This is a genomic window from Streptomyces sp. NPDC001568, from assembly GCF_042893755.1.
Classification (GTDB): domain Bacteria; phylum Actinomycetota; class Actinomycetes; order Streptomycetales; family Streptomycetaceae; genus Streptomyces.
In genome coordinates, this window is the sequence record NZ_JBIAVF010000010.1 from 82667 (window position 1) to 100638 (window position 17972).

Genomic DNA, 17972 nt, shown 5'->3' on the forward strand with positions numbered 1-17972 from the left:
CCGCAGCCGCGCCGGACCGGCGCCCCGGGCAACCCCGGGGCGCCGCGGCGCGTCCAGGTAACCGGGACGGCACCCACGTGCGCGTGTCGGGGAGAGAGCGTCATCGGTGACCACCGCTGAGCAGCACCAGAAGTCCGGACAGCCCCGGCCCTCCGGGTCGTCGGGCCGGTCCGACGCGCCCGCGGGCGGGTCGGGCGCGCCGGGCGGGTCGGCGCCGGGCCCCTCGGGATCGGGGGAGCAGCCGGCGGCGCCGGCCGGGCCCGACGGCATAGCGGCCCGGGCGCTCGCCGGTGCGCACCGGCACCCCGTGGCCGTCGCCACCGCGCTCGCCGCCGTGCTGCACGTCGTCTGGTTCTTCACCTTCGCCAACAGCGGCGGCGACCTGGCGGCGCAGGACGCGTGGGCCGAGTTCGTCGGCCGGCATCCCGACACCGCGTACAACCTGGCCTGGTACGGGGGCATGCACCCGGTCTCGTACAGCGTGGTGTCCCCGTACGTCATGCACATGATCGGCGTCCGGACCACGATGATGATCGCCGGGACCTGCTCGGCAGGCCTCCTCGCGCTGATCCTCACCCGCTGCCGCGACACCGTCCGGCGCCCGCTGTGGCCGGCCCTGGCCGGGGTCTACGGGCTGCTGTGCAACGCGCTCTCGGGCCGGGTCACCTTCGGCCTCGGCGTGCTGTTCGCGCTCGGGGCCGTCGCCGCCGTCTTCTGCTGGCCCCGCAAGTGGGCCCGGCGGCGCTGGGCCAAGGCCGCCGTCGCCGCCCCGCTCGCCGCGCTGGCCACGGCCGCCAGTCCGGTCGCCGGCCTGTTCCTCGGGGTGATAGCCGCCGCGCTGTTCCTGAGCGGCCGACGGCCGGGCGCGTACGCCCTCGGGCTGGCGCCGGTGGCCGTCGTCGGGCTGTCCGCGTGGCTGTTCCCCTTCTCCGGGACGCAGCCGATGAAGATCGGCTCGGCCTGGCTGCCCTTCGTGTTCGGCCTGGCCATCGTCCTCCTCGTACCCAAGCGGTGGAAGACGGCCCGGATCGCCGCCGCCGTCTACGCCCTCGGGGTGTTCCTGACCTGGGCGATCGACTCCCAGGTCGGATCGAACGTCACCCGGCTGGTCATGCTGTTCGGCGGCGCGGTGTTCCTGGCCGCCGTCCCGTACGCCGCCCCGCGCTCCCGGCGTCGGCGCGCGCTGCTGCTCGCCTTCGCGGGCCTCACCGTCTGGATCACCACCAACAGCGTCACCGACATCGTCCGCACCACGCCGGTGGCGGCCTGGAACCGCGAGCTGGCCCCGCTGATCTCCCAGCTGCGGAAGGTCGACGCCGACCGCGGCCGGGTCGAGGTGGTCCCGGCCAGCAGCCACCGCGAATCCTCGGCGTTCCCCGCGTACGTGAACCTCGCGCGCGGCTGGAACCGGCAGGCCGACCTCGAACGCAACCCGCTCTTCTACGACGACACCCTCACCGCCGAGAGCTACCGGACCTGGCTGGACCGCTGGGCCGTGCACTACGTCGTCCTGCCCGCCGACAAACCCGACTCGGGCGGCGAGGACGAGGCGAAGCTGCTGCGCGAGGGCCTCCCGTACCTCCGCGAGGTGTGGGGCGACGCGAACTGGAAGCTCTTCCAGGTCCAGGACCCGGGCAGCCTGGTGGCCGGCCCCGCGACGGTCGTCCGGGCCGGCGCGGACCAGATGGTCATCGACGTGGAACGGCCCGGACGGGTCCTGGTCCGCATCCCGCACTCGCCGTGGCTGGGCCTGGTGGACGCCACCGGCAAGCCGGTCCTGCCCCCGCAGGAGACGTTCGCCTCCCGCGCCCGCGGCACCTCCGCGATGCCGAAGGAGTACGCGAACACCGCCGGCTGCCTGTTCAAGGCGGCCCCCGACGACGCCGGGGACGTGTGGACGGAACTGCTGGTGCCGGCCCCCGGCCGGTACCGGGTGTCGGCGAAGTACCAGATCCCGCGCGGCACGCCCTGCCCCGAGACGCTGATCCAGGCCGGCCTGGGCACCCCGGAACCCGTACGGCCCTGAGCCCCCGTTCTTGCTGCAAGGGCTGCAAGTCATTTCTTTACGTGCTGTTCCGGGTGCATTGGTCCGCATATCTGCATACGATCCGAGTAGTCCGATTGGGTGCTTCCCGAGGGAGTTGACGACGGGATGAGCAAAGAGCAGAAGCAGGACGTCCAGGCCGCACTGGCGAAGACGACGGAGCAGCTCCAGCTGCCCCGCACGGCCGCCGGTCACGGCTTCGACGGTCCGATCCGGAGCAAGGTGAAGGGCGGGGTCCACACCAAGGCCGCCCTCAAGCGCGCCGGCACTCCCCAGGGCGACAGGATCGGCGAACGCAGCAGAGGCCTCAGCTGACGCGACACCCTCCCCGAAAAAAGGCCCTCCCGCACCCCGGGAGGGCCTTCCCCGTACGGCGGGACTCGCCGGACATGTCGGTCGGCCCGGGTCGGCGGCGATCCGGCCCGGGGGCCGCCCCACCGCAGGCGAGCCGGCGCGGGAGCGCCCGTCGGCCGAGCTGCGTGACATCCGCGCACCGCTGTCGGCTCTCGATTCCCGGCATCTGCGGTCAGCGGCAGGTGGATCTCAGTGGGCCGGGCGCTGCGGGGTGCCGGCGACCCCGGCCTCGGTTGCGCCGGCACCGTGGATGCCAAAGGGGCCTCACCTACCAGAACTGGTAGGTGAGGCCCCTTTGAGCTGGTGCCCCCGGCAGGATTCGAACCTGCGACACCCGCTTTAGGAGAGCGGTGCTCTATCCCCTGAGCTACGAAGGCATCGTGCGTGGTGCGGAGCCAGGGCTGCGCACCGGCGCCAGTGTAGCGGGTGGGGGCCACCGGTCGCTGTCGGATTCGAGGCGAGGTGATCTTGGGGGCGTGCGGTGAGGGGCACGGATCCGGCGGTGCGGGTGCTCGCGGTGGGCGAAGGGTGGGGCGGGAGGGCCGTCGGGGTGCGGAGGGGGTGCCTCGGGTGCGGTCGGGGCCGGTGGCCTCGTGCGGGGGAATGTCGGGGGTGACGGTGCGTCAAGATCCGCTTTCTGGTAGTTCTTTCAGCGGGGTACGGGCCGCTGGCCCGGGGCGGTGTTTCGGCGACGCCGCAGGGAGGACGTACATGGGCACCACCACGCGGGACGAGGTCCTCGCGGGCGAGCAGCGGGCCGTGGACCACGCGTACGACTGCTACTCGGCGCGACTGACCGAGATGAGCGGCACGTCGGCGGCCAATGCCTCGGCGAGCGGCAAGGACGGGATCGCCAACCGGATCGGGGCGGAGGCGCGGGCCGCCGCGTACGGGGGTCTCGGCGACGAGGCCCTGGTCTTCGCCCGGGTCGACGCGCCGGACGAACCCGGAACCGAGCCCCGCCCCTGGTACATCGGGCGGCGAGGCGTGCGGGACGCCTCGAACGAACCGGTGGTCCTGCTGTGGACGAGCCCCTTGGCGAAGAAGTGGGCGGAGTTACGGGCCGAGGAGCCCGGTGAGGTGACGCTGCGGCGCCAACTGCGCTGCGTCCGGCGCGTGGTCGAGGGCTACTTCGACGACATCGCGATCCGACCGGCCGCCGCCACCACCGAACCCGCGCCCCCGATCGAAGCCCTGCCCACCCCCACCCCCACCCCCGAACCCGCGCCCGCCGCCGTCCCGGAACCCCGCACGGACTCCGACCGCGGCGACGACGGCGCCGTCGGCGGCGACCCGGGGGCGCCGGAACCGCAGGCGCCGTCCCCCACCCCCGGCGACCTCGTCCGCCGGCAGCGGCGGAAGGCGCTCCAACCGGACGACTTCCTGCTGCGCGAGCTCCAGCGTTCTCGCGGCGGCCGGATGCGGGACATCGTCGAGACCATCCGCCGTGACCAGATGGACCTGGTCACCGGCGCTCCCTCGGACATCCTCGTCGTGCAGGGCGGCCCGGGTACGGGCAAGTCCGCCGTCGGGCTCCACCGTGTGACCTGGCTCGTCAACAACGAGCACTTCAAGGCGCAGGACATCCTGGTGATCGGTCCCCACCAACGGTTCCTCGACTACGTCGGGCAGGTCCTGCCCACGCTCGGAACCCGGGACGTGAACGCCGTCCAGCTGAGCCGGCTGTGGGACGGCGAGATCCTCGGCACTGACTCCCCGCAGGCGCGGCTGGTCAAGTCCGACGAGCGCATGGCGGCCGTCCTGCGGCGCCGCGTCGAGCACGACTACCGGCCCGAGGTGCTCGACGACCTCGTCGTCGCGCCGTCCTTCGAGGGCGACGAGCCCGCGGTCGTCGTCACCGCCGGCAGCACGACCCTGCGCGTACCGCGGTCCGAGGTCCGCGTCCTCCTGGACCGGGCGCACCAGGGCGAGGGCCCCTACCGGGAGCGCCGTGACCGCTTCCGCGGCCTGCTCGTCGACCGTCTCCTGGAGGAGCTCTCCGGCATCGCACCGCGGCGCGGGCAGGCCGGGACGATCCGCCGTGACCTGGAGCGCAACCGCAGGGTCGAGCGGCTCATCGAGCGCGTCTGGCCCTCCCCGGGTGCCCGGGAGGCCCTGCGCGGCCTCTACGACTCGCCCGACCTCCTGCGCGCGTGCGCCGACGGCATCCTCGACGAGGGCGAACAGGCGGCCCTGCTGCGCGCCCGCGCCGCCAGCGCCGACGACGATCCGTGGACCCTCGACGACCACGTCTGCCTCGAAGAGCTCAGGGGCCTCATCAGCGGGGAGATCCCGAGGCGTTACGGACACATCGTCGCCGACGAGGCGCAGGACCTCACGCCCATGCAGGCCCGCGCCCTGCGGCGGCGCTGCGCCGTCAACGGTTCCATGACCGTCCTCGGCGACCTCGCGCAGGCGACGGGACCCCACATCCCGGACGGCTGGGACCGGCTGGGCACGCTCCTGTCCGACGACGGTGACTGGCGGGTCGCCGAGCTCAACACCAGCTATCGCGTGCCCGCCGAGATCATGGAATTCGTCGCCCCTCTCGCCCGGGCGATCGCGCCGACCCTGCCCTACCCGCGGGCCGTGCGCGAAGCCGGCGAGGACGCCGTGCGGACGGTGGCGACGGAACCGTGGAAGCTCCTCGACGACACCGTCGCCCAGGTGACCCGCCTCGTGGGCACCAGCGACGGGAACACCCCGCGCTCGGTGGCCGTCATCGTCCCCGACGACTCGCACTGGCTCGACGCGATCAGTCACCGGATCGACGGGCAGGAGGACATCGGCCCCCGGCGCCGCGGCGCCGTGTCCGTCCTGGCGGCCACCCACGCCAAGGGCATGGAGTACGACCACGTCCTGGTCATCGAGCCCGCGACCATCGCCGACCGCGGTCCGGCGGGCCTGCGGCAGCTGTACGTGGCCCTCACCCGCAGCACCCAGAGCCTGACCATCCTGCACACCGCCCCGCTGCCGGCGGTGCTGGTGGGCTCCGGGGCCCGCCCCGCAGCGCCCACGACCGCCGCCGAGGGGACGGCGGAGGCGGAGGTGGCGGTGGCCGCGGCTCCGGGAGGGCTCCCCCGGATCGGATCCGATCTGCGGGTCGAGGTCGTGGACACGGCCCCCGGTGGGCGCTTCAAGGTCAAGCCCGTCTCCCCGGGGATCGGCCGTCCGCTCGTTCTCGCCGTCCGGCACGGATCGGTTCCGCCGCGCCGCGGCGAGAAGCTGGACTGCTGGGTGTTCGCGAACGAGTCGAACCAGACCGTCCTCACCTCCGACCAGCGGGGCCGGTCGCCCGTCTCCCCGCGGATGGCGGGTCGCTACATCGCGGCCCTGGACGTGCTCGGCGAGCTGGCCGGCGGCGACGGGGACGTGCCCGACGCCCGCGGCCGGCTCTCCGAGTTGCAGGGCATGGCCAACCGCGTCCTGCGGCGGGACCAGGCCGACTGGGTCGATGTGCTCCACCTGTTCGGCTCGCCGGACCGGGAGAGGCTGGGCGTCCTGCGCGACCTCGCCGCGACGGCCAACCGCGCCCTGAAGGAGGGCACCTTGGACGCGGCCCGTCTCGGGGAGGCCCTGACGGCCTCGGGCTGGTCGCGGACCCTGGCCGAAGCCCGACGAGCACTCCGGGACCGCTTCGCCGCGGAGGCCGGAGCGGACCCCGCTGCCGGCAATCCCGCCGCCGAGGAACCCGCCGCCGCGCACACGCCCGAGCCGCAAGCTCCGTACACGCCCGAGCCGCAGGCCCCGCACCAGCCCGAGCCGAAGGACGAAGAGCAGATGACCCTCGCGGACAGCACGACCGTGCCGGCCCCGGAACCGGCCCCGGAACCGGCCCCGGGCACCAAGGAGGGCTTCCTGCGCGCGCTGGAGGCATCGGCCGCCGCCGACCGGACGTGCAGGAAGCACGAGTCGGTCCGCCACGCACTGAAGTCGTCCCTGTTCTGGGCCGACCTCCAGCCCGCCGACTCGCCCGTCGTCGACGTCAGTTGCGTCACCGCGCGCGGCCTGTTCCTCTACGAGGCGCTGGGCGCGGGCCTGTCCACCTACGCGGACCTCCGCTCGGGAGCGACCCGTCTGCTGGAGATCAACCACACCCTGCCCGGCCGGGCCGACGGCCTCTACCTGGTGCTGTCCGAGCCGCCCGCCGAGGAGTGGTCGGCGGACACCGTCCGCGACGTCTTCAACGTGCACGTCATCTGGTGGAGCCCCGAGGGGTGGGGCGGACGGGACACGGACATCGCGCTCGGCTCGGCGCGGCCCTGACCGTCGGAAGCGGACGGACGCGGCGACCGGGAGGCGGTCGCTCGCGGTCGCCGGGAGGGTCCGGGCGGAGACCGGGACGCCCGGAACCGCCCGGGGGGTTCGCCCCCTAGCCCGCACCCCGCAGCCCGCACCCCGCAGCCCGCCCGCGTCGGCTCCGTGCGGGCCGGCCGGCTCCGCCTGCGGGCCGGTCGCCTCACACCCCCATCGGAGTGTGCAGTTCCACGATCAGCTCCACCTCCACGGGTGCGTCGAGCGGCAGCGCCGTCACCCCGACCGCGCTGCGGGCGTGGATGCCCGCGTCGCCGAAGGCGGTGCCGAGCAGTTCGCTCGCGCCGTTGACGACGCCGGGCTGGCCGGTGAACGAGGGGTCGCTCGCGACGAAGCCCACCACCTTCACCACCCGCTTCACCGCGGACAGGTCCCCGGCGACCGAGGCCACGGCGGCGAGCGCGTTCAGCGCGCACTGCCGGGCCAGGTCCTTACCCTGCTCCGGGGTCACCCCGGCACCCACCTTGCCGGTCAGCGCAAGGGCCCCGTTCACCATCGGCAGTTGGCCGGAGGTGTACACGTGGTGCCCGTTCAGCACGGCCGGTACGTACACGGCGACCGGCGCGGGGGCGGGCGGCAGGGTCAGCCCGGCCGCGGCCAGACGCTCTTCGGGGGTCGTGGGGGTCACGGTCACGACGGGCTCCTCCGGGGGAAGTGGACGATGGGTTTGACCATGCCCGGCTCCCGCGCCGAAAGCCGACGAAAGGCCTCCTCCACCCGGGTGAAGGGAAATTCGTGGGTGGTCATCACGGTCGGATCCAGCAGCCCGTCCCCGATCAGATCGAGCATCCGGGCCGTCCGCGCGCCGATCGCGGGACCGCTGAACGCAGGACCGCCGGCCGCGGGACCGCCGGCCGCGCCGTCGTACGCGCCCCCGCCCTCCGCCCCCGTCCCCGCGCGGCAGCGGGCGTGGATCACGCGCCCGCCCGGCGCGGTGCCCGTCCGGGCCGCCCGCGCGGCCCCCCGGTCGGCGGTCGCCAGGACCGCGCAGTCCGCGCCGGCCCCGCCCGTCAGCTCCAGGAGGCGTTCGGCGGAGTCCTCGTACGCCGGGTCCACGACCACGTCCGCCCCGAACCGCAGGGCCAGCAACTGCCGCTTGGGCTCCGGTTCGACGGCGATGACCCGCGCGCCCCGCAGCCGTCCGGCGGCCACCGTCGCGCTGAGCCCGACCGCGCCCTGCCCGAACACGGCGACGCTCCCGCCCGCCGGCGCCCCCGCCTCCTCGGCGGCGGCGAAGCCGGTGGCCAGCGCCCCGGCGGCGTAGAGAGCCTGGTGGTCGCTGATCCGGTCCGGCAGCGGGACCAGCCCCGCCCCGGTGACCGGGACGCGGAAGTACTCGGCGAGTCGTCCGCGGCCCTCGGCCGCCACCCGACGGCCGACGTACGCGGGCGACACCCCCGCGCCGACGGCCCACACCACGCCGACGGCCTCGTGGCCGAGCCCCTCATCGGAAGCGGCGTGCCCGTCCCAGGCGCACACGAGGGCCGCGGTGGTCCGTACGAGGACCTCCCCGGGCCGTGGCGGCGGCACGGGCCGTTCGATCAGGTCCGGATCGCCGTCGGGGCGCAGTACGAGGGCCTTCACGGCGGTCAGCCTCCCAGGGTCGTCGCGGGTCGGTCGGGGCCGGCCGACGGGCCGCGGCGAACGCCCCGACCCCCGGACACCCGGCCCGCACCCCCAGCCTCCCCGCCCCCGGGCTCCCGCACGGGGGCCGGAGGTCCGGACCTGCCGGGCCGAGTGGCACCCGGCCCGCCGGTCCGGGCGCCGGGCCGGCTGCCGTCAGGACCGGGCGCCCTCTGGTCAGGGCGCCCTCTGGTCCGGGCGCCCTACGGACCGGGCGCCGTCAGGGGCGGGTGATCCGTACCTGGTAGCTGCCGTTGCGCAGTTCGCCGACCACCGAGACGCTGATGCCGGACTTGTCGTCGGTGAAGGTCTCGCCCGGTACGAAGGGCGCGTCCGACAGTTCGGCGTGCACGTTGGGCCGCCGGGTGCAGCCGCCGCTGGCGGCCGCGCTGTCCCGTACGGTGACGGGCCCGCGCCCGGTGTCGACGTCCGAGTCCACCTTGTAGATGAGCACGCCGGGCCTGCACACGGCCTCGTCGTTCCCGGCCCGCGTCCGCACCTCCACGGCGTATCCGGCGCTCTCCGACAGCGGGACGAAGGCCAGCTTCGTGCCGCCCGCCACGGCCAGCGGCGACAGCACGTGGTCACTGACACCCGACTTGGAGGCGCAGCTGATCTGCTCCCCGTCCAGCCACCCCAGCTTCCACTTGTGCCAGCCGAGCAGGTCGTTGTTGGCGCCCCAGTCCTCGCTCATGATGTCCCAGTGCCCGACCGTGCCGCCGCCGTCGGCGGTGTAGAGGTCGGGCAGTCCGAACACGTGCCCGTTCTCGTGGGGGAGCACCCGGTAGCCGGTCTCCCGGTAGGAGCCCGAGCCGTCGTCCTGCCGGCTGTAGACGAACGAGGTGTTCGCGAGCGGTACGCCGTCCGCGACCGGGGCCTCGGCGTTGCCCGAGAAGGTCACCGACAGGACGGTGTCCAGGGCCGACGGGCCGGCGTTCGGCGTGACCAGGATGTTGACGAGGTCGTACTTGCCGAAGTCGACCTCGCTGTCGGCGGCCTTCGCGATGTGCTCGACGAGCTGGCGGTAACCGGGCTCGTACGGGGACCCGCGCCCGATCCCGTACTGCGCGAACGGCATCGGCATCCGCAGCCAGTCCGTTATCGGCGCCTCGGCCCGGTAGCTGAGCCGCCCGTAGGAGCTGGTCCGGAACCAGTCGGAGGTCTGCGGGAAGAACTCGGAGAGGCGGTCCATCGCCGTGCCCTCACCCTTGGCGTCCGGGAAGTCGATCATCAGGTTGAGGGCGCGCACCTCACCGGTCGACCGCGAGTACCCGGGCGGCGTCGGCAGGCCCTCGGACATCTGCACACCCATCGTCCCGGCGATCCGGCAGGGCGCCAGCACCGATTCGGCGGTGGTGGCCACGGGGCCGGCCGCCGAGTTCCCGCGACCGGGAATGCCGGTGCTCGCGGTCGCCGTGACGCCGAGGGCCAGCGCGGTCAGGCCGATGTACGCGCAGGCGCGGCAGGGTCTGCGTATCCGGCGGCGGGTCTGCGGCATGGAGATCGCCTTCGGGTCCGCGGCAGCCGGCCGGGTCCGGACTGCGCTCTGTCCGTTCACCCTCCGTCGGCTGCGGCGCGCCCGCGCGTCGGGAGCGTCCAATCGGGACCGGACCCCCGAACCGCCCTGTGAGCCAGGTCACACGCGAGGGTGAAATAACCGGGGAGTCCCTCTCCGTTTGCACCTACGTCCCACGAAGCGGGGAGCTGCTCCCCGTTTCGGAGCGCCCGCCCCGAAACGGTGCCCGCAGCCCGTGCGCACCCGCACCGCACCTCACCTCACCGCAACCCGCATCCACGTCCGTTCAGGAAGGTCCCGGAATGAAGAGCCCGACCCGCACCCGCGCGGCCACCCCCGCGGTGACGGTGGACCTCACCACCGCCCCGATCTGCTCCTCACCCGAGCCGGTCGTCGTGGGTGCGGCCCCCACCCGGGTCCCGAAGCCGCGTGCGGACGCCGTGCGCAACCGGGAGCGGATCCTGGTCGCGGCCCGCGAGATGCTGGTGGAGTTCGGCTCGGACGCGCCGCTCGACGAGATCGCCCGCCGCGCCGGCGTCGGCAACGCCACCCTCTACCGGCACTTCCCGGACCGCTCCACCCTGGTCCACCACGTGGTCCTCTACGTGACGGGCCGGGTCGCCGCCCTCGCCGAGGACGCGCTGGCCGAGGAGGCGGACCCGTTCACCGCGCTCTGCCGCTTCGCGCACGCCGCGGCCGACGAACGCATCGGCGCCCTGTGCCCGATGCTCGCCGCCGGCTTCGACCCCGATCACCCCGAACTGATCGCCTCCCGCACCGCGTTGGAGGAGGCCGTGGAAGCCCTCGTGGCCGCCGGGCAGGGTGGCGGGCTCGTTCGTGACGACATCGGCGTCGGCGACCTGATGGTCGCCCTGTCCCAGCTGAGCCGCCCCCTGCCGGGCACCGGCTGCCCGGACATGGACCGGTACGCGCACCGGCACCTCCAGCTCTTCCTCGACGGCCTGCGCGGCCCGGCCCGCTCCGAACTGCCCGGTGTCGCGGCCTCCTTGCGGGACCTCAGACGTAAAACCACATGACGCGCCAAACCCTCTCCAACTAGTCTTTTTCAGTCATTCCGCACAGTGAAGCAGGTACCCCCATGTCAAAAACAGCCGCGACCGCTCCGCCGGTCGTCGCCGATCCCAATCGTTGGAAGGCGCTCGTCTTCATAGCCCTGGCGCAGCTGATGGTCGTCCTCGACGCGACCATCGTGAACATCGCGCTCCCGTCCGCCCAGACCGATCTCGGCATCTCGGACGGAAACCGCCAGTGGGTCATCACCGCGTACGCGCTCGCCTTCGGCGGGCTGCTGCTCTTCGGCGGCCGCATCGCCGACAAGTGGGGTCGTAAGAACGCCTTCGTCGTCGGCCTCGTCGGCTTCGCCCTGGCCTCCGCGCTCGGCGGCGCCGCCACGAGCGAGGCGATGATGCTCGGTGCCCGCGCCCTCCAGGGTGCGTTCGGCGCGCTGCTGGCCCCGGCCGCGCTCTCCCTGCTGGCCGTCAGCTTCACCGACGCCAAGGAGCGGGCCAAGGCCTTCGGCATCTACGGTGCCATCGCGGGCGGCGGCGGCGCCGTCGGCCTGATCCTCGGCGGCTTCCTCACCGAGTACCTGAACTGGCGCTGGACGTTCTTCGTCAACATCCCCTTCGCGATCGTCGCGGCCGTCGGTGCCTGGATGGTCATCCGTGAGCCGGTCGGCTCCCGCAACCCCGCGAAGCTCGACGTCCCCGGCGTGCTCCTCTCCACCACCGGCCTCGTCTCGCTCGTGTACGGCTTCACCCGCGCCGAGTCCGAGGGCTGGTCGGACCCGCTGACGATCGGCCTGTTCGTGGCCTCCGCGGTCCTGCTGCTGGCGTTCGTGTACGTCGAGTCCAAGGTGAAGTCCCCGCTGCTGCCCCTGCGCGTCCTGCTGGAGCGCAACCGCGGCGGCGTCTACCTCTCGCTGGGTCTGGCCGTCATCTCGATGTTCGGCCTGTTCCTCTTCCTCACCTACTACCTCCAGGTCGTGAAGGGCTTCTCGCCCGTCAAGACCGGCTTCGCCTTCCTGCCGATGATCGCGGGCATGATCACGGGCTCCACCCAGATCGGCGCCCGCCTGATGACCCGCGTGCCGCCGCGCATGCTGATGGGGCCCGGCTTCCTCGTCGCCGCGACCGGCATGCTGCTGCTGACCCAGCTGGAGGTCGGCTCCTCCTACCCGGCGCTGATCCTGCCGGCGCAGCTGCTGCTGGGCCTCGGTATGGGCACCGCGTTCATGCCGGCCATGTCGCTGGCCACGCACGGCGTGAACCCGGCCGACGCCGGTGTGGCCTCGGCCATGGTCAACACCTCGCAGCAGGTCGGCGGCGCGATCGGTACCGCCCTGCTGAACACGATCGCCGCCTCGGCGACGACCGCGTACCTGACCGACCACGCGGCCGAGGCCGCGGCGGGCGGCCCGGCCGCGCAGCTGGTGCAGGCCAAGGCGATGGTCGAGGGCTACTCCTCCGCGATCTGGTGGGCCGTCGGCATCCTCGTGATCAGCGCGAGCATCGCGTTCACCCTGATCACCACGGGCCGTCCCGGCGCGGGCGCACCCACCACGGGCTCGGGCTCCGACTCCGAGGACGCCGAGTTCAAGATCCCGGTGATCGCCCACTGACGAGGATCCCGGTGCGGGAATGACTGATGACCCCGCTTCGTTCAAATTTAAACGAAGCGGGGTTAGTCTTTGTGCGGCAGCCCCGGTAGCCCCCGGCGGCCCCGCCGGCGACCAGGGGACAGCCCTGCCGACGGCCCGTTCCGGCTCCCCGGCGCCCGGCTCCCGTACCGACCTCCCGACCAGCACCGAGGAGCGCCCGATGACCTCCGCGCCCGCCCCCGCCCGCATGCCGGCGCTGTACCTGAGCCACGGCGCCCCGCCGCTCGCCGACGACCCCGTCTGGCCCGGCGAGCTGGCCGCCTGGTCGGCGGCGCTGCCCCGGCCGCGCGCGATCCTGATGGTCTCCGCGCACTGGGAGGAGGCCCCGCTGGCGCTGAGCGCCACCGAGCCCGTCCCCCTCGTGTACGACTTCTGGGGCTTCCCCGAGCACTACTACGCCGTGCGGTACGGGGCCCCCGGCGCCCCGGAACTCGCCGCCTCGGTCCGCTCCCTCCTGCGGACCCCCGGCACCCCCGTCCAGGACATGCCCGACCGGGGCCTCGACCACGGCGCGTACGTCCCCCTCGTCGAGATGTACCCCGAGGCCGACATACCGGTCCTGCAGATCTCCCTGCCGACCCTCGACCCGGCTCGTCTGATGGACATCGGCCGCCGCCTCGCGCCGCTGCGCGACGAGGGCGTGCTCATCGTCGGCAGCGGGTTCTTCACCCACAACCTCGCGGCGCTGCGGCACACCGGACCCGGCGTCCCCGGCTGGTCGGCGGAGTTCGACGACTGGGGCCGAGAGGCCCTCGCCGCCGCCGATGTCGACGCCCTGCTCGACTTCGAGGTCAAGTCCCCGGCGGGCCGGCTGGCCCACCCCCGGACCGAGCACTTCGCCCCGCTGTTCGTCACCCTCGGCGCCGCCGAGGCGGACCTCGGCGCCCAGCGCACCGCGGTGGACGGCTTCTGGCTGGGCCTCTCCAAGCGCTCCGTCCAGTTCGGCTAGCCGGCCGGGCCCCGCCCGCCACCGATGCCGCGACCCACCGCGTGCGGGGCCAGGCGCACCCCGACCTCCACCGCACTCGCGTACGCCGGTTTCGGGCGGAACGCGCTGCTTGTCGTATATCCGGCCATTCGATCGCCAGTCCAGGCAACCAGAAGGCGGTGCGACCCGTCTTCAGGGTGGGAGTGCGGCCACGGGCGGCGCTGTTCCGGGCTGAAGGGCACCATGTCGCATGTGACGGCGGTCTCACGGACGTCGGGGTGGTGCAGCCACGTGAGGCCTGCGAGATCCGCTTCGGTTCCGGGCCTGACCTGCACCCCTTCGGGTTCTCGCGGTACTTCGCGCCCCTCCGTGACCGGGTGATGGCGGGGCAGGATACTGCAAGATCTCGAAAAAGAGGGAGCACCGTGGGAATTCTGTCCCGATTCCAGTCGTTGTTTCCATCGGAAGCGGGCACTCGGGAGAGTGTCCGAAGGACGTACCGCCGCAGCGCTGGCCGCTCCGGGCCGTCCTCCAGCCGCACCGCGACCGACTCATCGCATCGCAAGGGAGCACGCATGGCAACCCGCGCCGTCGCCCGTCGTCAGTCCACGAGCAGCGCCCGCGCCGTGGGCGGGGAGATCGCCGACCGTGACCTGGTCGGCATGTACCTGGACGAGATCGCGCGCACCCCGCTGCTCGACGCCGCCAAGGAAGTGGAGCTCTCGCAGATCATCGAGGCGGGCGTGTACGCCCAGCAGATCCTCGACGAAGCGATAGAGCGCGCGGGGGACGCCCCCGCCCGCGAGGAGCTGGAAGTCCTGGCCGCCGAGGGCGAGCGCGCCAAGGAAGTCTTCATCCGGTCCAACCTCCGCCTGGTCGTGGCCGTCGCCCGCCGGTACCCGCGCAGCGGGCTGCCCCTCCTCGACCTGATCCAGGAGGGCAACGCCGGCCTGGTCCGGGCCGTGGAGAAGTTCGACTACGCCAAGGGCTTCAAGTTCTCCACGTACGCCACGTGGTGGATCCGGCAGGCCATCACCCGGTCCATCGCCGACCAGTCCCGTACGATCCGCCTTCCCGTCCACCTGGTCGAGGAGCTCGGCCGGATCCGCCGGGTGCAGCGCGAGTTCAACCGCGAGAACGGCCGCGACCCGGAGCACGCGGAGATCGCCGCCGAGCTCGACTCCACGGAGAAGCGCGTCGGTGACGTCCTGGACTGGGCGCGGGACCCGGTCAGCCTGAACATGTCGGTGGACGACGAGGGCGACACCCAGTTCGGTGACCTGCTGGAGGACACCTCGGCGATCTCGCCGGAGCAGTCCGTGCTCTCGTTGCTGCGCAGCGAGGAGCTGGAGGACCTCCTCGGCAAGCTGGACCAGCGCACCGCGTCCATCATCAAGATGCGGTACGGCATCGAGGACGGCCGCGAGCGGACCCTGACCGAGGTCGGCAAGCAGCACGGCCTGACCCGCGAGCGGATCCGGCAGATCGAGAAGCACGCGCTCCTCGAACTGAAGCGGATGGCCCGCGACACCGGCTTCGACGCCGTGGCCTGACCGGTAAGCGACCCTGCGGCCCGACCGGCCCGCGTCGCCACCCCCCTGACGAGCCCCGGCACCTACCCCCCCCCAGGTGCCGGGGCTCCCTCGCCTCCGCCCCGCCGTGCCCACGGACCACGCCCCGCCGGGCCCGGCCCCGCCCCGCCGGACCAAGCCCCGCCGGGGCCGGACCCGGGACCGAGCCCCGCCCCGCCGGGCCGAGCCCCGCCGGATCAGGCCCCGCCCGCCGCCCCCGACAGGCGGGCGGCCAGCGACCGGGCGGCGCCCGACAGGAACTCCGGCGCCAGCACCGTGAACGGGAGCCCCGTCAGCGCCAGCCGGGCCGCCAGCCACTCCGGGGCGTCGGCACTCTCGAAGCGCACCCGCGCCCCACCCGGCTCCTCCCGCGCCACCTCCCGCAGCCAGCCCGGCAACTCCGCCGGGGCCACCGCGAAGGACACGTCGACCCCGTACCGCTCCCCGCCCCGCAGCCCGCGCCGGACGAACTCGGCCGCCTCCATCGGCAGCTCCCGCGCCGCGAACCGGGCCCCCGTGGCGAAGGGCTCGCTCACCCGGTCCACCCGGAAGGTCCGCCAGTCCTCCCGCTCCAGATCGAAGGCCACCAGGTACCAGCGGCTCCCCGTGCTCACCAGCCGGTACGGCTCCACCTGCCGCCGGCTGTCCGCCCCGTCCCGCGCCCGGTACGCGAACCGCAGCCGCTCCAGCCCCGCGATCGAGGCGGCCATCGTCGTCAGCGTCCGCGGATCCACGCTCGCACCGTCGCCGCGGGTCACCGCGACCGTGGCCGACTGGAGCGCGCCCACCCGGCGCCGCAGCCGCGACGGGAGCACCTGTTCCAGCTTCGCCAGGGCCCGCACGGAAGCCTCCTCGACCCCCTCGATCGCGTGCCCGGCCCCCGCCCGCAGGCCGACGGCGATCGCCACCGCCTCCTCGTCGTCCAGCAGCAGCGGCGGCATCGCCGCCCCCGCCACCAGCCGGTACCCGCCCTCCGCGCCCAGCGAGGCCTCCACCGGGTAGCCGAGGTCGCGCAGCCGGTCGATGTCCCGCCGGATCGTCCGCGCGCTCACGCTCAGCCGCTCGGCGAGTTCGCTGCCCGGCCATTCGCGGGGGGTCTGCAACAGGGACAGCAGGGTGAGCAGCCGCGCCGGGGTGTCGTTCATGGCCCAAGGCTGCCATCGAAATAGGACACCATCTGACCTACATGCCGTCTAGGTTTCTCTCCATGAGCACCGAGACGTCCCAGACATCGCCCGAAAGAAAGACCGGGCCCGTACGAGAAGAGCGGACCGAACCCACCACATCCGCACCGGATCCGGCCGCCGCGCCGGGCACCGCCGAGGAGGGCGCCGCGTCGCCCGGCGACCGCCGCCGCTGGCTGGCACTCGCCATCGTGATGACCGCGGCCTTCATGGACCTGGTCGACGTCACGATCGTCAACATCGCGATACCCAACATGCGCGAGGGCTTCGGCGCCTCCACCAGCGCGATCCAGTGGATCACCGCCGGCTACGCGCTCGCCTTCGCCGCCGGCCTGATCACCGGAGGCCGTCTCGGTGACATCTACGGCCGCAAGCGCGTTTTCCTCCTCGGCATCGCCGGGTTCACCGCCGCCTCGCTGCTCTGCGGCATCGCCGCCAACCCGTCCATGCTCGTCGCATCCCGCATCCTCCAGGGCGCGATGGCGGCCTTGATGGTCCCGCAGGTGCTGTCGATCATCCACGTCACCTTCCCGCCGCACGAGCGCGGCAAGGTCTTCGGCATGTTCGGCGCGATCGTCGGCCTCGGCGCCGTCTCGGGCCCGATGCTCGGCGCGCTGCTCACGCAGTGGAACCTCTTCGGTCTGGAATGGCGCCCGATCTTCCTGATCAACCTGCCCGTCGGCATCGCCGGCGTGATCCTGGGCCGCAAGTTCATCACCGAGTCCAAGGCACCCCGGGCCCTGCGCCTGGACCTGGTCGGCGTCGTCCTCGCCACGGTCGGTCTCGTCATGCTGATCTTCCCGCTCACCCACGGTCGGGAGAACGACTGGCCGCTGTGGGGCTTCCTGTGCATGGGCGCGGTGCCGTTCCTCTTCGTCGGCTTCATCGCCTACGAGAAGTACAAGATCAAGAAGGACGGTTCGCCGCTCGTCGAGCTCTCCCTCTTCAAGGTCAAGAGCTTCGCCGGCGGCATCGCCGTCCAGCTGACCTTCGGCATCGCGACGGGCATCTTCTTCCTCGTCTGGACCCTGTACATGCAGATGGGCCTCGGCTGGAGCGCCCTGCGGGCCGGCACCACCGGCATCCCCTTCTCCGTGGCAGTCTCGGCCGCCGCGGGCATCTCCGTCCAGAAGCTCGTTCCGCGCTTCGGTCGCAAGGTGCTCCAGGCGGGTGCGCTGACCATGGCCGCGGGCCTGCTCCTCTACATCTGGGAGTCCGAGCACTACGGCATGGGGATCACGTCCTGGCAGATGGCGGCCCCGCTGGTCGTCATGGGCATCGGCATGGGCCTCATCGTGGCCCCGCTGACCGACACCGTCCTGTCCCAGGTCCCGCGTGAGCACGCCGGATCGGCCTCCGGCCTCATCAACACCACCGGCCAGATGGGCAACGCCCTGGGACTCGGCCTGACCTCCGTCGTCTTCTTCGGGTTCATCGACGACGATCGGGTCTACGGCGCCCCCTACGTCGAAGCCTTCCGGGGCGCGCTGTGGTGGGTCGTGGCGGTCCTCGTCGTGATCTTCGCGGTGATGTTCATGCTGCCGCGCAAGCAGGTCCCGATGGGTGAGCGCGAGGGTGCGGCCCCGCACACCGCGCCCTCCCCGGACAAGGCCCCCACGGCCTGACGGTCCCCCGCGGCCCGGCCCGCGCGCACCGTACGGACATGTCCGCCCCTGTGGGCGGGCGTGTCCGTTTTGCTTTGCTTCTCCGGTTCTGTAGGCGTACCGTAAGGGTGAAACCACAGATTCGGGCACAGGA

At 73.1% G+C, this 17972-nt stretch carries 12 protein-coding genes and 1 tRNA gene; 8 read left to right on the top strand and 5 right to left on the bottom strand.

The genetic code is table 11. The features are described from left to right. Positions 1-106: 106 nt before the first annotated feature. Together ACFY0I_RS19590 and ACFY0I_RS19595 are read left to right on the top strand one after the other, a co-directional pair. Positions 107-2026 (top strand): MFS transporter, encoded by a 1920-nt coding sequence (locus ACFY0I_RS19590; protein WP_388897111.1) that lies wholly within the window; start codon positions 107-109, stop codon positions 2024-2026. Between the two features lie 126 nt (positions 2027-2152). Beyond that, positions 2153-2359 (top strand): hypothetical protein, encoded by a 207-nt coding sequence (locus ACFY0I_RS19595; RefSeq protein ID WP_388897114.1) that lies wholly within the window; start codon positions 2153-2155, stop codon positions 2357-2359. A gap of 340 nt (positions 2360-2699) precedes the next feature. Here ACFY0I_RS19595 and ACFY0I_RS19600 read toward each other — a convergent pair. Next, a tRNA-Arg gene (locus ACFY0I_RS19600) sits at positions 2700-2775 on the bottom strand. Between the two features lie 334 nt (positions 2776-3109). Here ACFY0I_RS19600 and ACFY0I_RS19605 point away from each other — a divergent pair. After that, the gene (locus ACFY0I_RS19605) at positions 3110-6664 is read left to right on the top strand and encodes a HelD family protein (protein ID WP_388897117.1); all 3555 of its coding nucleotides are present in this window, start codon (positions 3110-3112) and stop codon (positions 6662-6664) included. 193 nt (positions 6665-6857) lie between these two features. Here ACFY0I_RS19605 and ACFY0I_RS19610 read toward each other — a convergent pair whose 3' ends face one another. From ACFY0I_RS19610 to ACFY0I_RS19620, 3 genes are all read right to left on the bottom strand, one after another. Continuing rightward, positions 6858-7340 carry a RidA family protein gene (locus tag ACFY0I_RS19610; RefSeq protein ID WP_388897602.1) on the bottom strand — a complete coding sequence of 161 codons (483 nt, stop codon included), beginning with the start codon at positions 7338-7340 and terminating at the stop codon, positions 6858-6860. A 2-nt stretch (positions 7341-7342) separates the two neighbouring features. Then, positions 7343-8296, bottom strand: coding sequence for a zinc-binding dehydrogenase (locus ACFY0I_RS19615; RefSeq protein WP_388897120.1), 954 nt, complete (start codon positions 8294-8296; stop codon positions 7343-7345). Between the two features lie 259 nt (positions 8297-8555). Next, positions 8556-9833, bottom strand: coding sequence for a M6 family metalloprotease domain-containing protein (locus tag ACFY0I_RS19620; RefSeq protein WP_388897124.1), 1278 nt, complete (start codon positions 9831-9833; stop codon positions 8556-8558). 320 nt (positions 9834-10153) lie between these two features. Here ACFY0I_RS19620 and ACFY0I_RS19625 point away from each other — a divergent pair, with 320 nt between their 5' ends. From ACFY0I_RS19625 to ACFY0I_RS19640, 4 genes are all read left to right on the top strand, one after another. Then, entirely contained in the window at positions 10154-10888 is a 735-nt protein-coding gene (locus ACFY0I_RS19625) for a TetR/AcrR family transcriptional regulator (protein WP_388897127.1), read from the top strand. Positions 10889-10950: 62 nt separating this feature from the next. Beyond that, positions 10951-12492, top strand: a complete 1542-nt coding sequence (locus ACFY0I_RS19630; RefSeq protein ID WP_388897130.1) for an MFS transporter — start codon at positions 10951-10953, stop codon at positions 12490-12492. A 199-nt stretch (positions 12493-12691) separates the two neighbouring features. Continuing rightward, entirely contained in the window at positions 12692-13480 is a 789-nt protein-coding gene (locus tag ACFY0I_RS19635; RefSeq protein WP_388897133.1) for a dioxygenase, read from the top strand. Between the two features lie 554 nt (positions 13481-14034). Further along, entirely contained in the window at positions 14035-15012 is a 978-nt protein-coding gene (locus tag ACFY0I_RS19640; RefSeq protein ID WP_388897136.1) for an RNA polymerase sigma factor RpoD/SigA, read from the top strand. 215 nt (positions 15013-15227) lie between these two features. Here the strand turns inward: ACFY0I_RS19640 and ACFY0I_RS19645 are convergent, their stop codons facing one another. Then, entirely contained in the window at positions 15228-16175 is a 948-nt protein-coding gene (locus ACFY0I_RS19645; RefSeq protein ID WP_388897139.1) for a helix-turn-helix transcriptional regulator, read from the bottom strand. Between the two features lie 62 nt (positions 16176-16237). Between ACFY0I_RS19645 and ACFY0I_RS19650 the strand changes: the two genes are divergently transcribed. After that, on the top strand, positions 16238-17839 hold the full coding sequence (locus tag ACFY0I_RS19650; protein ID WP_388897142.1) for an MFS transporter: 1602 nt from the start codon (positions 16238-16240) through the stop codon (positions 17837-17839). Positions 17840-17972: the final 133 nt, after the last annotated feature.